We start from the raw sequence: 19,059 nt of genomic DNA, 5'->3' as shown, positions 1-19,059 counted from the left end.
TTTTATTCAATTTCAAAACGTCGGTGCCATCAGGGCAAAAAGAGGAATCTGGAAGGAGAGGCGGGCGGAGCCATTTTAAGTGGTGGCAAGCTTAGCGCGCCTCGCACCCGTCGCCCATCGGCCAAAAGCACGAACAAAGCCGTCCGTAGAGCGATTGGGGTGACGCCAACCGGGGCGCCAAGCAGCCCGCCGGCTGGAAGACGGATAGCACCCAAGGCCCGGGCAATATCGCCGCCGGCCAGGCTGTCGCTATGCGACGAGCCAACGACTGGCATGCGGAGGGTACCTGGCCCAGTTACCGGAAAGCCCCCCATGTCGGCTACGCCGGCGACGAAAGTCAGGAAACGTTCCAGGCACCGGTGGGTATTGTCCGTACGCTGGCGTCCCTTGGGACGATGAAGGTGATTGATCGGCACGCGACTGGTCCTGTGCGGGGCTGTCGGGGCGGAGGGCACCCCAAGGGCAAGCACGGGAGTTTACCCGAGGCGCGCGCCACTGGCGCCTAGATGCAAATCGCTGCGCTGCTAGTAGGGGAGATCTGGTTGCGTGGGTGTTGTCCCCGCATGGCCCTGTGGGGATGCTACCGACGGGTGTGGTAACGAAGGGAGCGGAAGTGTCGGGGCACGGAATGTGTATAGGAAGGCTTTACTAAAAGCAATTCAGATAATGCTGATTTTTTCAGAAGGATTGCCTTCATGCATCCGCATCAATTGGATGCGACTCTTGCGTATAAAGATATTTTTTGGTTGGATTGTAAGATGCGAAATAATAAATAACAGTGCTGACAAATCTTGATGCCAATGCTTGATCTTTCCATGCGGTGTTGGAAAAATCATCGATTTTATTTTCCTTGGTTTGATCGGCGATCGTGTTCGTCAGTGTACGGTTTTGTGTCCGCTCGTGTTGAATGTTGTCGTTGATATGGCTCGGTGCTCCACTATATTCAACCTTGACCGAGTAGCTAATCCAAAGATGCTGCTTGTATGTAGGTTTGCTGCGTAGAACCCATCCATCCTTTTGGTCACGTTTCTTTCTCTTTGCTTTTGAATCATCGGCAGGTGGTGGTTGTAGTTTTTGAATACCATCACTTGCTGCGTCGCCATTTTCTTTCGCTATGAAAACTTCGTCGAGCGAACTATCGGGAACGGCGTCGGCATGAGGTTTGTTGCCTTGCCAGTATGTTATTAGATTGTTGCTGTTGTCTTTGTCAGGGGCGAGAATTGATTTTTCTATTTCGGTTTCGTAAATAGTGTTTTTTTGCGATGCAAGGCCAAGCGCCCTAAGTACCACATTCTCTACTTGATGAAGATGCTTTGGATTGTTTGCTTTTTGGGTTCCAAGAAATATATTAGACGCCACTCCTTGTGTATTACTGGAGTCTTCGAAACGATGATTTATCAAGTGAAGCCGTGTGGAAGCTTGAGTGAGGGACTTGTCTTTAACGAGGCCGCCTGTCCTACTAAAATTGTCTCGATACCTATCCATATCTTTTGGCGATCCAGGATTTGAATCGCCATCGTTTTTATGCTCACCGGCGGTAATGATCTCGTTTTCCGTCCCGCAGCCAGTGCTTGCTTTCGGGCTTTCAGCATTGGAGAAGTTATGGCCAGGATATTCAATGTCGACGGTGTTGGTACTATCGAGTAGCCGCGGGCCCTGGAATTTCCCTTGAACAATAGCTGTAGTACGGTTCATGCGCTGCCTGATCTCGGTGCGAGGAGATGGCACCGTACAGGACAGCGCTTGTGCACCCATCACATCCGCTTCTTGCTCCAATCCCAGGTTGTCATTGACCGGCACTCCCCCTTTCATTTGCTTCGTCGGCTTGACCCGTCCTTGGGCTTGCTGCACCACGTGCCAGGCTTCATGGGGCAAATGCCGCTCCTGGCCCGGGGCCACGTGGATGTCGGTGCCTTGGGCGTAGGCCAGGGCATTGAGTTGGGCGGGCTGGGAGGAGTTGTAGTGCACCCGTACCGAATCCATGGAAAGCCCTGAGAGGGATTCGATTCCGGCCTTCAGGCTATCCGGCAGGCCCGTTTCATTCTTGGTTGCCGCAGCACCGGAGTACCGTTGAGCAGGAGCCTGGGAGGAAATGGCGGCTTGCATCTGCAGTTCATCTTCGTTCCCCTGCTGACGCTGTGTGGTGTGGGCGGCAGCGAGAGATGCCAATTGGATCGCTTTTGCTACACCTGGGCTAGCATCAGCCTTGGCCTGAAGGGCTTGCTGCCTGTCCACCTGGTCCTTGTTTTGGGTTGGTAATTGGAGCTTCGCTTGGTTTTGTGTTTGTGGGCAGTACTGAACAAACTGTTTTGGGTTGCCATGAAAACACGGGGCTTCTATAGGTTTTTTTTCTGTGTTTGGTTTTTTTGTATAGATATTCATTATTGATTTTAAATGATTGTTTTATGGCTAGAGCTTTGTGGCTTGGATTTCGGTCAATATTCGAGTTCCCCCCCAAGCTTAAGCTTGGGGAGCTCTGTTGCCCATCTTGAGCAATTTCCGCATGCACATTTTCGTGTGTGTGCCCCACCTCTTTCCCCGGCTAGGAATTTTTTCCCGGATAATCCCTGCCCATTGGATAAGGCATTGTGCGCTGCGGCTGCTTCTCCACAATGCCAGGGCATCCATTCCTCCGCGGTTGGCATTGCATTGGTTAGTTTTGTTGCTAGTTCAGGATGCCCGCTGCCAACAGAAACAACTTTGTTGTTGCTGCTTTTGTAGCCGCTTGCCAATTCGCCGCTGTGGCCTTTGCTATGTATTTCTAAAGAATCAGGGTCGACCATTACTGCTGCTATGCGGTCCGTATTTTTTCTCGCGTATTTTTTTAGGTCGTTGACTAGGCTTCTTTCCTTACTTCTGCTTTCCCATTCGATGATTGCCGTTTCTGTGGCTAGCTTTTTTCTTTCTTCTTTTAATCTCTCCTTGTATTCTGTGTCTGCGATTTGCTCTAGCTCGTCCCCGCGCTCTTGGGATAGTTTTTCTATTTTTTCAGTATTTCCTTTTGCTGCTTTAATTTTTCCACGAGCCGCTTCGTCAAAAGCGTACGCCCATGATGGGAAAACATATTTTTTATTCTTTGATGCCCATCGAATTAAAGTGTCGGTTATGCGTTTTTCAGAGACGTTGTATCTGCTTGCAGCTTGAGGGAGGGCTGGGTTTTCCCTTCCTGGGATTGTTTTCTTTTCGAAATTCTCTATGTATATTTTTCTTTGGGTTGTACCTTGCTTGCTATTTTGGAGTGGTTGTTCTTTTACCGTTGAGTTTGGTGGGTTATAAACCGTATCCGGACTGCACTTCATTTGGGCTGCTTTTGCTCCCATCGCATCCGCTTCCCGTTCCAACCCCTGATCGTCGTTGACCGGCACTCCCCCCTTCATTCGCGTTGTTGGTTTGACCCGCCCCTGGGCCTGCTGCACCACGTGCCAGGCTTCATGGGGGAGATGCCGTTCCTGGCCTGGGGCCACGTGGATATCGGTGCCTTGGGCGTAGGCCAGGGCATTGAGCTGGGCGGGTTGGGATGAGTTGTAGTGCACCCGTACCGAATCCATGGAAAAGCCTGAGAGGGATTCGATTCCGGCCTTCAAGTTGTCGGGCAGGCCGGTTTCGTTCTTGGTAGCCGTAGCGTCGGAGTGCCGTTGGATTGATGATGCGGAGGAATCGGCCGCCTTCATCTGCACTTCATCCTCATCTGCCTGCTGCCGTTGAACGGGAGCGAAGCGCCCCTGGAGCGGTTCCTCCTCCTCGTCGCTGCTCCGCTGAATCGTGGCGAACTTGCCTTGCAGCGGCTCTTCTTCTTCGTTGGATTGCCGTTGCAGGGCAGAAAAACGGCCCTGAACGGGTTCTTCTTGATCTTCTGCCTGGCGCAGGGCGGCTGTGGAAGAGGCGAGGGCGGCCAACTGGATCGCCTTGGTCACGCCTGGGCTGGCATCAGCCTTGGCCTGGAGCGTCCGCAGACTATCCGCCTGGGGACCGTTTAGCGCCTGGCCCTGGAGCAGGTCTGGTCCCTCCGCTGCCAGGCGACGGCCAGCAAACTGCCAGGAGGTGTTGGCGGGGTGCGAAGCGGTGGATCGGGCCTGGGCAATCCGGCCTTTTTCGGCTTGGCTGTACATGGTGCACTCTTCCTGAAAATGGGAAGGGCTCCGCTTGCGGACGCCCTTGGCGCATCGGATGGTGTGGGCACGGGTTGTCGCCGACGAGCGATCCGACGGGCCGCTGCTTTTCTACCAGTGCTCTCATATGGCATAGGCGATGATGCCGAGTAGCGCCAGGAGGTGCAAGCCGGTGCCTGTAGCCAAGCACTTATGTCAGGAAGAACAGCGTCCCACCCCGTGAGTTTTCACCCACTCAAGCCACCTAAAGCCGCTTCGGTGCGCTGCGGCCAGGGACGGGGTGCCGCCAGCGTGTCTGACGGCCAGCCGGTGCTAAGGCGGTTGCCTCCGCCGATCAAGACAGCGCGAGGTGCGGGGTGGCTCAGTCGGCCGCCTGCCAGCCGCCGCCCAGGGCCTTGAGCAGGCTGACGGTGGAGACGAACTGGCCGCCGCGGATCTGGGACTGGGTGCGCTGGGCCGCCAGCTGGTTCTGTTGCACCGTGGCCAGGGTCAGGGCGTTGTCCAGGCCTTCCTTGTAGCGCACCAGGGTGATCTCGTAGGCCTTGTTCTGCTGGCGCACCGCCTCGTCCTGGCGTTGGCGGGCGTTCTCCAGGCCGGTGAGGGTGCCCAGGGCGTCTTGGGCTTCCTGGACGGCCACTAGCACCGCCTGACGGTAGTTGGCGACCGTGGCGGCGTAGCCGGCCTGGGCGAAATCGACGCCGGCGCGGATGCGTCCACCGTCGAAGAGGGGCTGGACGGCCTGTACGCCGAGGGACCAGACCAGGGACGGGGTGGTCAGCAGGGTGGGCAGGCTGTTCGATTCGAAGCCGGCCAGGGCCGGCGCCAGGGTGAGGGAGGGGAAGAAGGCGGCCTTGGCCACGCCGATCTGGGCGTTGGCGGCGGCCATGGCCCGTTCCGCCGAGGCGATGTCGGGGCGGCGTTCGAGCAGGCTGGCGGGCAGGCCGGCGGGCACCGCCGGGGCCAGGGCGGGCAGGTTGCCCGGGGCCAGGGCGAAGGCGGGGGCCGGGGTGCCGGTGAGGGTGGCGAGCTGGTCCTCGGCCAGCTTGCGCTGGTTCTTCAACAGCTCCAGCTGGGCCTTGCTCGATTCGGCCAGGGCGGTCTGCACCGCCACGTCGCCTTCGCCGGCGGCGCCCAACTGGCGGCGGATGCGGATCAGCTCCAGCACCTTGTCCTGAAGGTCCGCCGACGTGGCGACGGCGCGGATTTCCTCATCCAGTTGGCGCAACTGGAAGTAGGCCGAGGCGACCTGGGCGGTGAGCACCAGGCGCACGTTCTCCCGGTCGGAGGCGGCCTGCTCGGCGCTGGCCCGGGCGCTTTCCACGTCGCGCCGCACCCGGCCCAGCCAGTCCAGCTCGTAGCTGACCGTGAGGTTGGGCTTGAGATCGTTCTGGATCGTGGAGCTGTTGGGGCTGTTGTAGTTGGTCAGGGGCCGGTTGGCCGAGATGCGACTGCGCGAGGCACCGGCGTTGAGCGCCACGGCGGGGTACAGGGCGGCGGCGTGGGCCCGGCTCTGGGCCTGGGCCTGGTCGAGGCGGGCGAGGGCCGCCTGGAGGCTGGGGTTGCCCTCCAGGCAGCGGGCTTCCAGTTCGTCGAGCTGGGGATCGCCGAACACCTGCCACCAGGCCGCCTTGGGCGCGGCGTCGGCGGGGCGGGCGGGCTGCCAGCCGGGATCGGCTTTCCAGGCGGCGGGCAGGTCCACCGCCGGACGGGCGTAGTCCGGGCCGATGGAGGCGCAGGCGGCGCAGACCAGCGCCAGGCAGGCGGTGGAGGCGAGGCGGAAGGGAACGGCGGGGCGGCCCATGGCGGTCAGCTGTCCTTCTTGTCGGTAGCCAGGGCCACCTTCTGGCCCTCGGCGATCGAATCCGGTGGGTTCACGATCACCTTGTCGTCGGGGCCGACACCGGACTTGATCTCCACTTCCTTGCCGTAGTCGGTGCCCAGGGCCACCGCTTGCAGATGCACTGTGCCGTCGGGGCGGACCACCGCCACCCGGGTGCCGGCGGCGCCGAACAGCAAGGTGGTGGTGGGCAGGGTCAGGCCGCCGTCGGCTTGCAGGGCCAGGGCCACGTCCACGTAGGCCCCGGGCAGCAGGCGGCGGTCGGCGTTGGGCACCTGGACTTCGATCTGCAAGGTGCGGCTGGCGGGGTCGATGGCGCCGGCGCTGCGCGCGATGCGCCCCTTGATCGGTTCACCCGGGGCCTCGGGGCGCAGGATGTCCACGCTGTCGCCGACCTTGATCCGGCTCGCCCGGTCCTGGGGCACATAAACGTAGAGGCGCAGGGTGTCGATCTGGGCGGTGGCGAACAGGGCCTGGCCGGCGCCGCCGTTGCCGGCGTTGACCAGGGCGCCGTTGTCCACGTTGCGGCGGGTGACGATGCCGTCGAAGGGCGCCACCACCCTGCCGAAGCCCTGTTGCTCTTCCAGGCGCTTCAACACGGCCAGGGTCTGCTGGTAAGCGGCGGCCTTCTCGTCGTATTCCTGCTGGGAGACGGCATCCCGTTCGCGCAGCTTGCTCCAACGCTCGAAGGCGGTGCGGGCCAGGTTGAAGTTGGCCCGGGCCTCGTCCACCTGCTTGTTCACCTCGGGGATTTCCAGGAGCGCCAGCAGCTCGCCCTTCTTCACCGGCTGGCCGATGTCCTTGAACCACTGCTGCACGTAGCCGTTGGCCCGGGCATAGACCTGGGCCTCGTAAATGCCCTGGAGGGTGCCGGGTAGCCGCAGGCGGGCGGCGTGGCCGCCGCTCTTGGGCTGCACCGTCCGTACTTGCAGTACGGCGCTTTCCGCCGCCCGGGCGGCGAGGGCCTGGGCGTTGGCCCAGCGCACGAACAGGGTCCGGCCCAGGCCAAGCAGGAGCAGGACGACGATGGCCACGGCGGCCAGCCGGGCGAAGCGGACCACGCGGCCACGGCCGCGGCTGCCGGGGGCTTTGTGCAGGTGAAAGTCGGGAAGGCCCTGGTGGGAATGGCGCTGGCTCGTCATGGCAGGTCCTAGGCGGAGGCCGGGGCGGCGTCGCCGCCGGCGTCCGGTGCGTTGCGGGCGGCAAGCCGCCGGTGGAAGGTGGCGAAGACGACGGGCACGAACAGCAGGGTGGACACCGTCGCGAAGAGCAGGCCGCCGATCACGGCGCGGCCCAGGGGGGCGTTCTGTTCGGAGCCGTCGCCGATGCCGATGGCCATCGGGATCATGCCGATGATCATGGCCAGGGCCGTCATCAGCACCGGACGCAGTCGGGTGGCGCCGGCCTCCAGGGCCGCGGACAGGGGCGGCAGGCCCTCGCCCAGGCGTTGTCGGGCGAAGGAGACCACCAGGATGCTGTTGGCGGTGGCCACCCCCATGGTCATGATCGCCCCGGTGAGGGCCGGCACGCTCAGGTCGGTGCCGGTGACCACCAGCATCCAGGCGATGCCGGCCAGGGCGGCGGGCAGGGCGGAAATGATGATGAAGGGGTCGAGCCAGGACTGGAAGTTGACCACGATCAGCAGGTAGACCAGCACGATGGCGCCGAGGATGCCGACGCCCAGGCCGATGTAGGAGGACTGCATGGTCTGCACTTGGCCGCGCAGAACGACCTTGCTGCCCCGGGGCAGGTCGGCGCTGGCGTCGTCGATGACCTTCTGGATTTCCTTGGCTACCGAGCCCAGGTCGCGGCCGCGCACGTTGGCGTAGATGTCGATGGAAGGCAGCAGGTTGTAGCGGGTGACGATGGCCGGCTCCCGGGCCGGCGACACCTTGACCAGGTTGGCAAGGGTCTGGGGCGGCTTGTCCTTGGCGCCCGGCGGGTTCACCGGCAGGTGCAGCAGGTCGTCCAGATCGTCGATCCGGTACTGGGGCGCCTGGGACTGCATGGTGTAGACGATGTGGTTCTTCGGGTTGAGCCAGAAGGCCGGCTGGGTCTGCTGGCTGCCCGACAGGGGCAGCAGGATGTTCTGGGCCACGTCGATGGGGTTGATGCCCATGGACTGGAGGCGTGGCCGGTCCATCTCCAACGCGATGGTGGGTGCGTCGAGGCGCTGGTGGATGTGCACGTCGGCGGTGCCGCCGATGGCCTTGATGCGTTCCGTCAGCTTGCCGGCGAAGGCGTTGTTGCCGGCGTAGTCGTTGCCGAAGACCTGCACGTCGATGGCCGCCGGGGTACCGAAGTTGAGGATCTGGGTGATGATGTCCGCCGGCTGGAAGAAGAACTCGACGCCGGGGAAGCGCTTGGCGAAGTCGGCAGAGATTTTCTCGATGTACTCCTGGCTCGGCCGGTGGCCCGGGTTGAGCGAGATCAGGATGTCCGCGTCCAGGGTGCCGATGGTGCCCGAGTTGCTGTAGGAGAGGTTGATGCCGCTGTAGGGCAGGCCGATGTTGTCGATGATCGAGGCCAGGTCCCCGGCCGGGATGATCTCGCGGAGGGCGTTGTCCACCTGCTCGGCGAGCAGGGCGGTGTTCTCGATGCGGGTGCCGGTGGGCGCGCGCATGTGCAGCTTGATCTGGCCCGTGTCCACCGTGGGGAAGAGGTCGCGTCCGAGCATCGTGAACAGCCCGCAGGAGAGCAGGCAGAAACCGAGGAAGCCGGCGATGAAGCGGCGGCGGTGGGTGAGCAGGTGCGACAGCAGCAGGATGTAGCCGTTGCGCAGGCGCTCGAAGTGCCGGTTGAAGCCCGCGTGCAGCCGATGGACCCACAGGGTGACGAGGCCGGCGCGGCTCTGGTGACCCATCAGCAGCAGGGCCAGGGTCGGCACCAGGGTGCGCGATAGCACGTAGGAGGCGAGCATGGCGAACACCACCGCCTCGGCCATGGGCACGAACAGGTAGCGGGCCACCCCTTCGAGGAAGAACATCGGCACGAACACGATGCAGATGCACAGGGTCGAGACGAAGGCCGGAATGGCAATCTCGCCCGCCCCTTCGAGAATCGCCGTGTGCAGGTCCGAGCCCATGTGCAGGTGGCGCTCGATGTTCTCGATGGTCACCGTGGCGTCGTCCACCAGGATGCCCACCGCCAGGGCCAGGCCTCCCAAGGTCATGACGTTGATGGTCTCGCCGATCATGTGCAGCAGCACGAGGGAGGAAAAGATCGACAGGGGGATCGAGATGGCGATGATCGAGGTGGTGCGCAGGTTGCCGAGGAAGAGCAGCAGCATCACCGCCGTCAGGGCCGCGGCGATCAGGGCCTCGTGGGTGACCCCGGCCACCGCCGTCTTGACGAACACCGACTGGTCGGCGAGCAGCGCCACGTCCACGCTCTTGGGCAGGAGCGGCAGCACCGACGGCAGCTTGTCCTTGAGGTTGTTCACCACGTCCAGGGTCGAGGCGCCACCGTTCTTGTAGGCCGACAGCAGCAAGCCGCGCTGGCCGTTCTGGCGAACGATGTTGGTCTGGGGTGAGAAGCCGTCGCGCACGTGGGCTACCTCGCGCAGGAAGGTGGTGGCGCCGTTCACGGTGCGCACCGGGATGTCGTTCAGCCCGGCGATGGTGTCGGGAGAGGCGTTCAGCCCCACGTTGTATTCGGTGTCGCCGATCTTGGCGGTGCCCGCCGGCAGCGCCAGGTTCTGGCTGTTGATGGCGTTGACCACGTCCGCCGAGGTCAGCCCCTTGGCGTGGATCGCCTGCATGTCCAGGTCCACCGACACCAGGCGGATCTTGCCTCCGTAGGGATAGGTGATGGCGATGCCCGGGATGGTCACCAGCTGGGGACGCAGGGTGTTGACCGCCACGTCGAAGACGTCCTGCTCCGACAGTTCCTTGCTCGACAGCCCCACCTGGATCACCGGCACGCTGGAGGCGGTGTACTTGATGACCAGGGGCGGGGTGGTGCCCGGCGGCATCTGCCGCACCACCGACTGGGAGACCGACACCGTCTGGGCGATGGCGGTCTGGATGTTCACGTTGGGCTGGAAGTAGATCTTGATGATGGCGATGCCGTTGAGCGACTGGGACTCGATGTGCTCGATGTCGTTGACCGTGGTGGTCAGGGTCCGCTCGTGGATCTGGGTGAGCCGGTCGGCCATCTGCTGGGGCGACAGGCCGTTGTAGTTCCAGATGACGCTGATGACCGGGATGTCGATTTCCGGCAGCACGTCTACCGGGGTGCGGAAGATGGCGAGGGGCGTGGCGAGCAGGATGATGATCGCCATCACGATGAAGGTATAGGGTCGGCGCAGGGCCGTTTCAACAATCCACATTGGGAAAGGTCACTTTCCTGCGCGGGCCGGACAGTGGACGCCGGGCCTGCGGGGGCGGGGCACAGGCGATCTGCTGGGGGCCATCGACACGGATACGGTTCAAGAGGGGGCGCGAAAGAGGGCGATTCTAGCCCGCTTCCCCACGAGCCTCCATCGCCGTCAAGAGAGGGCTGGTGGCAGGGGGCGGCGGCTATGTCCTGCCGGAAAAGCAGCTGCGCAGGGTACGCCGTGGAACCATGCCGCCATATCCTGCCGCGCCAAGGCATCGGCCATTGTTTTGCGCCGCCAAGGATAAGCCAGGCGAGCCTTGCCGGTTATTCCTGTTTCTTATGTTTATTGCGCGATTTTCGTCGTTGCCGGGGCTGTGGCCGATTTTTTTACGTTTGGTAACAGATCGCTTCCGGGTTTTAGCGGCGTTTCATTTTCGATACGTGGGGGGAAACCAAGTGTTACATCTTGGATATGGTTGGGAAAAACTTGATTTCTACAATGCAATCAAGAAAACCAGAACCACCACCACAAGGAGTGTCGAAATGAAAATGTTCCACCCCGCCCGCACCGCCATCGTCGCCATCGCCCTGACCGCTCTTCTGGCCGCTCCCGGGCTTTCGTTCGCCGACGAGCATAGCCCCGCTCCGGGACATGCTTACGCCGGCGGCGGGTTCCCCGGCCACTATCGCCAGATCACGCCGGAAGAACGGACCCAGTGGGTCAAGAAGCATCTGGATCGGGAGGCATCCATGCTTGAAATCAAGGCTTCCCAGGAAAGCGCTTGGGAAGCCTACGCCGCCGCCACCCTGGATCTGGTGAGTGCCGGCGGCGAGCAAAAGCCTTTGCCGGCTAACCTGGACGCCGCTGCCATGATGCGCCTCCATGCGGAGCACGCCAGCGCATTCGCCCAGCGCCTGTCCGCCCTGGCCGATGCCACGTCCAGGCTCCAGGCAACGCTCAACGACGACCAGCGCAAGGTGCTCGACCGACTGGTGCGCCTCCATTCCCAGTTCCACGGCTGGCATCACCACTGGCGGGGGCATTGGCAAGGCAACGAGCGCCGCGACGGCGACATGGCTCCGTCCGCGCCGGCCAAGGGAGCGCCGAAGGCCGCACCGGCCAAGCCGAAGAACTGAGGACGCGAATCGTTGACCGCCCCATCTTCCACCGCACGGTGCGGCGGAATTCCGGCGGGAACATCTCTCAGGATGACGATCATGAAACAACTGGCAATCAAATCACTGGCCGTCCTGCTCGCCCTGGGCCTGCTCGGGACGGTCGGCATCGGCGATGCCCAGGCGGCCCACGGCCGCGTACGCATCGGCATCGGTGTGGGGATCGGCCCGGGTTGGGGCCCCTGGGGGCCCTGGTACTACCCGCCGGCCTATTACTACCCGCCCTATTACCCGCCGGTGGTGGTGACCCCCGCTGCGCCCCCGGTATATGTGGAGCAGCCCGCGGCCGCGCCGGCGGACCCGGGGGCCGCTGGCAACTACTGGTACTACTGCGCCGCAGCCAAGGGTTACTACCCCTACGTCAAGGATTGCCCGGGCGGCTGGCAACGCGTGACGCCCCAGCCTCCCGCGCAATAGCGGGTTGCGGCTCGTGATCCACTTTTTTCCAGGGAGTTAGCGACATGAAACTACGTGCATCCCTACTGGCCGTCGCGGTGCCCTCCGTGCTGCTCCTGGCCGGTTGCGCCTCGGCGCCGACCGGGCCCAGCGTGATGGCCCTGCCCGGCGGCGGCAAGAGCTTCGACCAGTTCCGCGCCGACGACATGGACTGCCGCCAGTACGCCCAGTACCAGATCGGCGGCAGCAGCGCCAACCAGTCCAGCATCGAGTCCGGGGTCGGCAGCGCCGCCATCGGCACTGCCGTCGGCGCGGCTGCCGGCGCCCTGATCGGTGGGCACAGCGGTGCCGGTGTCGGTGCCGGTGCCGGCCTGCTGGTGGGGAGCGCCGCCGGCACCGGTGCCGCCCAGACCTCCGCCAATGCGACCCAGCGCAACTACGACAACGCCTACGTCCAGTGCATGTACGCCAAGGGCAACCAGATCCCCGTGGCCACTTCCCAGGTGCGCAGCCGGCATATGGCGCCGCCGCCCAGCTCCGGCGGTTACTACCCGCCTCCGCCGCCGGGATCGCCGCCCCCGCCTCCTCCGAGCGCACCGGGCTATTGATCCAGGCGACCTGACCGGGCCGAGTGCCCGGTTATGACGCCTCCATTGGGAGCCGCTTGCAGTGGCGAGCGGCCCCACAGCATCCCGCCGCCTCCGGTGGCGCATCCATCAGCTTGCGCGGCGCGAGTGGCGTGCTACGGGCTTATCCGGAGGCTGAACCGTGCATATCGACCTTTCCGCCAAAACCGCCCTGGTCACCGCATCCACCGCCGGGATCGGCCTGTCCATCGCCGAAGGGTTGGCCCGGGCCGGGGCCACGGTGATCGTCAACAGCCGCTACCAGGACCGGGTGGAACGGGCCTTGGCGGTCATCGCCGCCCGGGTGCCGGGGGCGCACCTGCGCGGCGTGGCCGCCGACGTATCCAGTGCCGCCGGCTGTGCCGCCCTGGTGGCAGCCGAAGGCCGGGCGGACATCCTGGTGAACAATGCCGGTATCTACGGGATGCAGGATTTCTTCGTCACCAACGATGCAGAGTGGCAGCGCTACTTCGATACCAACGTGATGTCCGGGGTACGGTTGTCCCGGGCCTACCTGCCGGCCATGCAGGCCCGGGGTTGGGGGCGGGTGGTGTTCATCTCGTCGGAGTCGGCCTTCAGCATTCCCGCCGACATGATCCACTACGGCTTTTCCAAGACCGCCCAACTGGCCGTGGCCCGGGGGCTGGCCAAACGGGTCGGGGGGAGCGGGGTCACCGTCAATGCGGTCCTGCCTGGGCCGACCTTGTCCGAGGGATTGCGCGCCATGCTCGAACCCCGTGCCGCCGAGCAGGGAAGGAGTGTCGAGGAGGTGGCCCGGGATTTCGTCCGTGCGCACCGTCCCAGTTCGATCATTGGCCGTGCGGCGACCACCGACGAGGTGGCCAACATGGTGGTCTATGTCTGTTCGCCCCAGGCCTCGGCCACCACCGGCGCGGTCCTGCGGGTGGATGGTGGCGTGGTGGATTCCCTCTGACGTCCCGCCGGCCGGGCCGCTTTCCGCTACCATGGCCGGCCCGCTTCCGGCGGCGCTGCCATCTCCGGTGGCACGCGGAAGCGGTCAAAAGGAGAGGATGGAAGGCGGATGGCCCCCGTAGTGGACCCCCATGAGCCCCGGCGCTTGGCAGCAGCTCGGCGCTTTTTCTCGCCCGGGCCCCGCACCTTGGCCTTCGAGCCCCGGGACTATCCGGAATGGCACCGGGGCCGTGACCGCTACGCGGTGTGGCTGATCGATGCCGACCTCGCCCCCCTGCGCGATCGGGTGGCCCAGGCCCGGGCGCACCTGGGCGGGCTGCTCGCCGATGCCCAACGCCAGCCCCACGTCACCGTGTTCGTCTGCGGCTTTCTCGCCGAGGCGGCGACCTGGAACGACGATTTCACCCCGGCCATGCTGGCGCGGCAGCGCCAGGCCCTGGCCCGGGCTGGCGTCGGGCCCTTCGAACTGGAGGTGGGCGGCCTGGCCAGTTTCGACTCGGCGGCCTTTCTCGACGTGCGGGACCCGGACGGTTGCCTGGCGCCCTTGCGTGCCGCCCTGGCTGCCGGGCGCGACGAGGTGTGCCGGGAAGAGGCCTATGTTCCCCACCTGACCGTGGGCCTGTACCGGGACGCCTTCGTCAAGGACGAAGTGGCCCGGCGCCTGGCGGGCTTTGCCGACGATGCCCCCGTGCGCTTGCCGGTACGGCGCATCGACCTGGCGGTTTATCCGGCCCGGGACCATGGCGGACTGCTGGAACGGCGCGAATCCTTCGTTCTGGGGGCCGGCGGCTGATCGTTCGCGTCTGGCCCCTCGTGTCTTTCCACGGTATGCAACGAAAAAACCCCGCCTTCGAGGCGGGGTTTTTCATGGCTGGTGCCTGGCGGCGCCGGCGGGCAGGAGGCGTGGCCCTTACTGCTTGATCGCTTCGAGGGCGATGCTGATGGTCACGTCGTCGCCCACGTGGGGAGCGTACTTGCCGGCGTTGAATTCGGAACGCTTGACCACGGTGGTGGCGTTGGCGCCGATGGCGTCCTTCTTGAGCATCGGGTGCGGCATGGCCTGGAAGGAGGTGATGGTCAGGGTCACCGGCTTGGTCACGCCCTTGATGGTCAGGTTGCCGTCCACGGACACCGGCTTGTCGCCGTCAAACTTCACCGCGGTGGATTTGAAGGTGGCGGTGGGGTACTTGGCGGTGTCGAGGAAGTCCGGGCCCTGGATGTGCTCGTTGAACAGGGGCATGCCGGTGCTCACCGACTTCATGTCGATGGTCACGTCCACCGCGCCGGTACGGGCCTGCTTGTCGAACACCACGGTGCCGCTGGTCTTGTCGAAGCGGGACAGCTGGGTGGAGTAGCCGAAGTGGCTGTAGGAGAAGCGGGAGAAGGTGTGGCTGGTGTCGAGGACGTAGGTCTCGGGGGCGGCGAAGGCGGAAGCGCTCAGGGTGGCACCGAGGGCCAGGGCGATCAGGCTGCGTTTCATCGTGGTCTATCTCCGTTGTGTTGTAAGGCAGGGGAGGGGGATTACGGCTTTTTAGGGGACTGCGGCTTACTTCTTGGCGCCACCGGCGGTGGCGTAGAACTTGAATTTGACCTGCACGTCGTCGGCCACCACCGAGGTGTCGGACCAGGAGCCCTCGCCGATCTTGTAGGGCAGGCGTTGCAGGGTGAAGCCACCGTCGAACCAGGCGCCGGCGCCCTCGTTGCGTACGGCGAACACGGCCACCACGTCGCGGCTGATGCCCTTGATGGACAGGGGGCCCCGGGCTTCGAAGCGGCCGTCGGCGAGTTTCTTGACGCTGCTGGCGGTGAACACGGCCTTGGGGAAGGCGGAGGTGTTGAACCAGGACTTGCCCTTCACCTCGCCGTCGGCTTCGCTGTTGCCGGTGTCGATGCTGGCCAGATCCACCTCGATGCGGGCCTGGCCGGCTTCGGGCTTGGCCGGGTCGAACTTGACCTGGGCGGCGAAGTGCTTGAAGCGGCCGTCCACCGGCACGTTCATCTGCTTGCTGACGAAGGTGATCTGGCTCTTGTCGCTGGCCACCTGGGTGAATTCGGCGGCCTGGGCGCTGCCCAGGGCTGCCAAGGCGATGAGGCCAGTAAAGGCGAGGCGGGCGGGGATGCGGCGTTGTTTCATGAGGTTCTCCTGGGGTAGGGGAGGGGGGGCGTGGCGGGACGAGGGGGCGTGGTGGCAGGTTACGCCCGCTTGAAGCTCATGCGGCTGAGCAGGCCATCCTTGTCGATGAAGTGGTGCTTGAGGGCGGCGCCGATGTGGACGGCCACCAGGGCCAGCAGGGTGAAGTTGAGCAGCTTGTGCACGGTTTGCAGCAGGTCGCCCAGGGCCTTGTCCTTGGCCACCAAGTCAGGCAGGGGCAGCACGCCGAACCAGACGGTCTGGAAGCCCTTGGCCGAGCTCATCAGCCAGCCGGTCAGGGGCACGGCCACCATCAGCACATAGAGCAGATGGTGCGTGGCGGCGGCCGCCGCCTGCTGCCAGCGGGGGGCGGGAGCGGCCGCCGGGGCGGCGTGGGTGGCCCGCCAGGCCAGGCGCACGGCCACCAGCAGCAACACGGTGATGCCGATCCACTTGTGGTACGAGTAAAGCTGTAGCTTGGTCGGCGAGAAGGGCAGATCGGCCATGTACACGCCCAGGGGGAAGGCGGCGAAGATCAGCAGGGCGACGAGCCAGTGGAGCAGGACGGCGGTGCGGGTGTAGCGGTCTGGGGTCATTGTTGTTACTCGGTGGGGGCGGGGTCGGTTGCGGCCTGGTTGGCCGTCTGGTGGTCGGTGAAGGCACGGCGCAGGGCGTCCAGGCCCGCGTCGAGTTGGGCACGTTCGGCCGGAGAAAGACGCTCGAAGGCCGGACGGCAATAGTCCATGTGGGCGGGGAAGATGCGCTGGAACAGGGCATGGCCTTCCGGCGTCAGTTCGACCCGGGTGCACCGGCGGTCCGATTCCAAGCCTACTCGGCGCACCAGGCAGCGCTCTTCGAGGCGGTCCACCACCCCGGTCAGGGTGCCCTTGGTGATCAGGGTCCGTTCCCCCAGCTCGCGGAAGGTCATGCCCTGGGTGTTGCCCAGGGTGGCGATGATGTCGAACTGGGGCGGGGTCAGCCCCAGGGCGCGTACGTGGCTGCCGGAAAAGGCCTCGAAGGCCTGGTAGCAGCGCACCAGGGCGGCAAGGGTGGTCAGATAGGCTTCGCGGGGCATAAAGATGAGGCAGTGGATCGGCTAATTAGTTCTAACTAGAACCAATATTGTTCGAGTTAGAACTAATTGTCAACCGCCGCCGTAGAACATGCGAGCGTCGGGCGGATGGGGGGGCACCCACGAAAAAGCGGCCTCCGCAGGGGAGGCCGTCAAGGCGCCGGATGGGATTCCGGCGCGGGGGTAGGGGGGCGCCGGCGTTGCTCAGGCCGTGACGCTGAGGCTGCTCGCCAGGGTGTCGGCCAGGCTGCCGCTGTTGCTGCGGTATTGCTGCAGCAGGGCGGTGAGGAAGGCGTTGAGCTGATCCGAGCTGGAGGCACTGGACGACGACGTGCTGCTGTCGCTGGAGGACGCTGACGCGGCCGAGGTGCCGGACGAGCCGCCGCCCGCGCCACCGGGAGGCGGAGGCGGCGGGTTGCCGGCGCCGGCCGGACCGCCCTGGCTGCCTTGGCCTTTTTCCAGGGCCGAGGTGAACTCGTTCAGGCTGATCGAGCCGCTGTTGTCGCTGTCGTCCCGGCTGAGGATGTCGTCCACCAGGGACGAGACGTCGCTGCCATCGCCGGACTGGCTCTGGAGCAGGCTGGTCAGCTCGCTCTTGCTGATCGAGCCATCGCCGTCGCTGTCGGCGTTCGAGAACATCTGGGACGGATCGCCGCCGCCCGGGCCTCCGGGACCGCCAGGCCCTCCGGGGCCGCCGCCCATGCCAGCGGCGAACTGGCTCTGCAACTGCTCCAGGACCTTGCTGATGGCGGTCGAGGTTTCGTCTTTGGAAACGCTGCCGCTGCCGTCGCTGTCCAGGGCTGAAAACAGGGAATCGATGTCGCTGCTCGGGCTGCCGGACGACGAATCGCTCTGCAACAGGGACGACAGCTCGGTCTTGTCGATGCTGCCGTCGCCGTTGGTGTCGGCCTTGGCGAACAGCTTTTCTTGCAGCTTCGCCGCCTCCTGAGCGCTCCGCCCGCTGCTGCCGGAGAGCGCGTAGGAAGCGTAACTGCCGCTACTGACTCCGCTAATCATGGCTTCACTCCTTGCAAATGGGATGATGTCCGCCATGCGGACGCACGGCGGGCGTTGCCAGTCTTCCAGCCCCCTGTATCGCCCCCGTGTGCGCTTGGTACTAAAACCGATACATGGGGTCGGGCGTAGCGGCGCAATTCATCGCGGGGCATGGCGGGCTTGCCGCGGCCCCCTGCCGCCGCTGCCGGTCAGCTTTTGCGGTTAGGCTATGCTGATTGGGACGGCCTGCCGGTCGGCGCAGCGGAGCGGAGTGGGGCGGTTGCGGACGGGGAGGAAATCCCCCGGGGCAGAGGAATTTCCGCACAGGCGCCGGTCCGGGGCGGCCGCATAATTAGAACATCGTGCCAAGGGAGTGCGCCGTGACGCTCAATGTGGTGATCGTCGATGATTCGGAAATCAATCTGACCCTGTTCCGGGCGCTGGTAGGACGCATCGAAGGGGCCGTGCCGCGGCCTTTCCTCGCCTCCGCCGAGGCCCTGGAGTGGTGCAGCCGGGAGCCGGTCGACGTGGTGGTGGTCGATTACATGATGCCGGCCCCCGACGGGCTGGAATTCATCCGCCAGTTCCGCGCCATTCCGGACATGGCCGAGGTGCCGGTAATCATGGTCACCGCCAACGAGCAGAAGGACGTGCGCTACCGGGCCCTGGATGAGGGGGCCACCGACTTCCTCACCAAGCCCATCGACAAGCACGAATTCCTCGCCCGGGTGCGCAACATGTGCACCCTGCGGCGCGGCCAGCGCTACATGGCCGACCGGGCCGCCTGGCTGGCCGACGAGGTGGCCAAGGCTACCGCCGTCCTGGTGGAGCGGGAGCGGGAAACCATCCTCTGCCTGGCCCAGGCGGCGGAATACCGGGACCCGGAAACCGGCGCCCACATCCTGCGCATGGCCCACTACTCGCAACTGATCGCCCGCAACCTGGGGCTGCCCGAAGAGGAGCAGCACCTGATCCTGGAGGCGGCGCCGATGCACGACATGGGCAAGGTGGGCACTCCCGACTACATCCTGCTCAAGCCCGGGCGCCTGGATGCGGCCGAGTTCGACGTGATGAAGCAGCATGCCCTGAAGGGCTACGAAATCCTCTCCCGCAGCAACTCGCCGATCCTCAAGGCGGCGGCCAGCATCGCCCTGACCCACCACGAGAAATTCGACGGCAGTGGCTATCCGCGCGGGCTGGCCGGAGCGGACATTCCCCTCTACGGGCGCATCGTCGCCGTGGCCGACGTATTCGACGCCCTGACCTCGGCGCGGCCCTACAAGACGGCCTGGTCCCTGGAGCGGGCCAGCGACTACCTGAAGGAATCGGCCGGCCGGCATTTCGATCCGGACTGCGTTGCCGCCTTTTTTGCCGACTGGCCCGCGGTGCTGGCCATTCATGCGCGCTTCCAGGACGAGGACGCGAACCCGGCCGCCTGAATGGGGTCACTGCTTTTTTTCGGG

16 protein-coding genes are annotated in these 19,059 nt (G+C 64.5%); 6 read left to right on the top strand and 10 right to left on the bottom strand.

What is annotated here, in order from left to right:
• Window positions 1-693 precede the first annotated feature (693 nt).
• The 5 genes from V7Z98_RS15730 to V7Z98_RS15710 all read right to left on the bottom strand — a co-directional run bounded on the left by V7Z98_RS15730 (window position 694) and on the right by V7Z98_RS15710 (window position 10,276).
• Window positions 694-2,382, bottom strand: a complete 1,689-nt coding sequence (locus V7Z98_RS15730; RefSeq protein ID WP_334159015.1) for an eCIS core domain-containing protein — start codon at window positions 2,380-2,382, stop codon at window positions 694-696.
• A gap of 53 nt (window positions 2,383-2,435) precedes the next feature.
• On the bottom strand, window positions 2,436-4,109 hold the full coding sequence (locus V7Z98_RS15725) for an eCIS core domain-containing protein (protein WP_334159014.1): 1,674 nt from the start codon (window positions 4,107-4,109) through the stop codon (window positions 2,436-2,438).
• Between the two features lie 361 nt (window positions 4,110-4,470).
• Window positions 4,471-5,910, bottom strand: coding sequence for an efflux transporter outer membrane subunit (locus V7Z98_RS15720; protein ID WP_334159013.1), 1,440 nt, complete (start codon window positions 5,908-5,910; stop codon window positions 4,471-4,473).
• Window positions 5,911-5,915: 5 nt separating this feature from the next.
• Entirely contained in the window at window positions 5,916-7,088 is a 1,173-nt protein-coding gene (locus V7Z98_RS15715; RefSeq protein ID WP_334159012.1) for an efflux RND transporter periplasmic adaptor subunit, read from the bottom strand.
• 8 nt (window positions 7,089-7,096) lie between these two features.
• The gene (locus V7Z98_RS15710; protein WP_293264637.1) at window positions 7,097-10,276 is read right to left on the bottom strand and encodes an efflux RND transporter permease subunit; all 3,180 of its coding nucleotides are present in this window, start codon (window positions 10,274-10,276) and stop codon (window positions 7,097-7,099) included.
• Between the two features lie 533 nt (window positions 10,277-10,809).
• Here V7Z98_RS15710 and V7Z98_RS15705 point away from each other — a divergent pair.
• The 5 genes from V7Z98_RS15705 (at window position 10,810) to V7Z98_RS15685 (ending at window position 14,190) form a co-directional block, all read left to right on the top strand.
• Window positions 10,810-11,403, top strand: coding sequence for a Spy/CpxP family protein refolding chaperone (locus V7Z98_RS15705; protein WP_334159011.1), 594 nt, complete (start codon window positions 10,810-10,812; stop codon window positions 11,401-11,403).
• A gap of 81 nt (window positions 11,404-11,484) precedes the next feature.
• Window positions 11,485-11,859, top strand: a complete 375-nt coding sequence (locus V7Z98_RS15700) for a hypothetical protein (RefSeq protein WP_293264633.1) — start codon at window positions 11,485-11,487, stop codon at window positions 11,857-11,859.
• A 44-nt stretch (window positions 11,860-11,903) separates the two neighbouring features.
• A complete protein-coding gene (locus V7Z98_RS15695; protein ID WP_334159010.1) occupies window positions 11,904-12,446 on the top strand; it encodes a hypothetical protein in 543 nt (180 codons plus the stop codon).
• A gap of 160 nt (window positions 12,447-12,606) precedes the next feature.
• On the top strand, window positions 12,607-13,398 hold the full coding sequence (locus tag V7Z98_RS15690) for an SDR family NAD(P)-dependent oxidoreductase (protein ID WP_293264629.1): 792 nt from the start codon (window positions 12,607-12,609) through the stop codon (window positions 13,396-13,398).
• A gap of 186 nt (window positions 13,399-13,584) precedes the next feature.
• Window positions 13,585-14,190, top strand: a complete 606-nt coding sequence (locus tag V7Z98_RS15685) for a 2'-5' RNA ligase family protein (protein WP_334159009.1) — start codon at window positions 13,585-13,587, stop codon at window positions 14,188-14,190.
• A 117-nt stretch (window positions 14,191-14,307) separates the two neighbouring features.
• Here V7Z98_RS15685 and V7Z98_RS15680 read toward each other — a convergent pair whose 3' ends face one another.
• The 5 genes from V7Z98_RS15680 to V7Z98_RS15660 all read right to left on the bottom strand — a co-directional run bounded on the left by V7Z98_RS15680 (window position 14,308) and on the right by V7Z98_RS15660 (window position 17,617).
• Window positions 14,308-14,877, bottom strand: a complete 570-nt coding sequence (locus tag V7Z98_RS15680; protein ID WP_293264625.1) for a YceI family protein — start codon at window positions 14,875-14,877, stop codon at window positions 14,308-14,310.
• Between the two features lie 66 nt (window positions 14,878-14,943).
• Window positions 14,944-15,531: a YceI family protein gene (locus V7Z98_RS15675; protein ID WP_334159008.1), complete on the bottom strand. Its 588-nt coding sequence runs from the start codon at window positions 15,529-15,531 to the stop codon at window positions 14,944-14,946.
• A 59-nt stretch (window positions 15,532-15,590) separates the two neighbouring features.
• Entirely contained in the window at window positions 15,591-16,124 is a 534-nt protein-coding gene (locus V7Z98_RS15670; protein ID WP_293264621.1) for a cytochrome b, read from the bottom strand.
• 5 nt (window positions 16,125-16,129) lie between these two features.
• Window positions 16,130-16,603, bottom strand: a complete 474-nt coding sequence (locus V7Z98_RS15665; RefSeq protein ID WP_334159007.1) for a MarR family winged helix-turn-helix transcriptional regulator — start codon at window positions 16,601-16,603, stop codon at window positions 16,130-16,132.
• 201 nt (window positions 16,604-16,804) lie between these two features.
• Window positions 16,805-17,617 carry an EF-hand domain-containing protein gene (locus V7Z98_RS15660; protein WP_334159006.1) on the bottom strand — a complete coding sequence of 271 codons (813 nt, stop codon included), beginning with the start codon at window positions 17,615-17,617 and terminating at the stop codon, window positions 16,805-16,807.
• Window positions 17,618-17,976: 359 nt separating this feature from the next.
• On the opposite strand from V7Z98_RS15660, the gene V7Z98_RS15655 reads away from it, so the two are divergent.
• On the top strand, window positions 17,977-19,035 hold the full coding sequence (locus V7Z98_RS15655) for a response regulator (RefSeq protein ID WP_293264616.1): 1,059 nt from the start codon (window positions 17,977-17,979) through the stop codon (window positions 19,033-19,035).
• Window positions 19,036-19,059 lie beyond the last annotated feature (24 nt).

Source organism: Oryzomicrobium sp., assembly GCF_036820405.1.
In the GTDB taxonomy this organism is placed as follows: domain Bacteria; phylum Pseudomonadota; class Gammaproteobacteria; order Burkholderiales; family Rhodocyclaceae; genus Oryzomicrobium.
This window is presented reverse-complemented; position numbering and strand designations above follow the sequence as displayed.

Excerpts from the sequence above, each read along its gene's own strand:
- V7Z98_RS15730 (WP_334159015.1), bottom strand. The coding sequence starts at position 2,382 with ATGAATATCTATACAAAAAAACCAAACACAGAAAAAAAACCTATAGAA.
- V7Z98_RS15725 (WP_334159014.1), bottom strand. The coding sequence starts at position 4,109 with ATGTACAGCCAAGCCGAAAAAGGCCGGATTGCCCAGGCCCGATCCACC.
- V7Z98_RS15720 (WP_334159013.1), bottom strand. The coding sequence starts at position 5,910 with ATGGGCCGCCCCGCCGTTCCCTTCCGCCTCGCCTCCACCGCCTGCCTG.
- V7Z98_RS15715 (WP_334159012.1), bottom strand. The coding sequence starts at position 7,088 with ATGACGAGCCAGCGCCATTCCCACCAGGGCCTTCCCGACTTTCACCTG.
- V7Z98_RS15710 (WP_293264637.1), bottom strand. The coding sequence starts at position 10,276 with ATGTGGATTGTTGAAACGGCCCTGCGCCGACCCTATACCTTCATCGTG.
- V7Z98_RS15705 (WP_334159011.1), top strand. The coding sequence starts at position 10,810 with ATGAAAATGTTCCACCCCGCCCGCACCGCCATCGTCGCCATCGCCCTG.
- V7Z98_RS15700 (WP_293264633.1), top strand. The coding sequence starts at position 11,485 with ATGAAACAACTGGCAATCAAATCACTGGCCGTCCTGCTCGCCCTGGGC.
- V7Z98_RS15695 (WP_334159010.1), top strand. The coding sequence starts at position 11,904 with ATGAAACTACGTGCATCCCTACTGGCCGTCGCGGTGCCCTCCGTGCTG.
- V7Z98_RS15680 (WP_293264625.1), bottom strand. The coding sequence starts at position 14,877 with ATGAAACGCAGCCTGATCGCCCTGGCCCTCGGTGCCACCCTGAGCGCT.
- V7Z98_RS15675 (WP_334159008.1), bottom strand. The coding sequence starts at position 15,531 with ATGAAACAACGCCGCATCCCCGCCCGCCTCGCCTTTACTGGCCTCATC.
- V7Z98_RS15670 (WP_293264621.1), bottom strand. The coding sequence starts at position 16,124 with ATGACCCCAGACCGCTACACCCGCACCGCCGTCCTGCTCCACTGGCTC.
- V7Z98_RS15665 (WP_334159007.1), bottom strand. The coding sequence starts at position 16,603 with ATGCCCCGCGAAGCCTATCTGACCACCCTTGCCGCCCTGGTGCGCTGC.
- V7Z98_RS15660 (WP_334159006.1), bottom strand. The coding sequence starts at position 17,617 with ATGATTAGCGGAGTCAGTAGCGGCAGTTACGCTTCCTACGCGCTCTCC.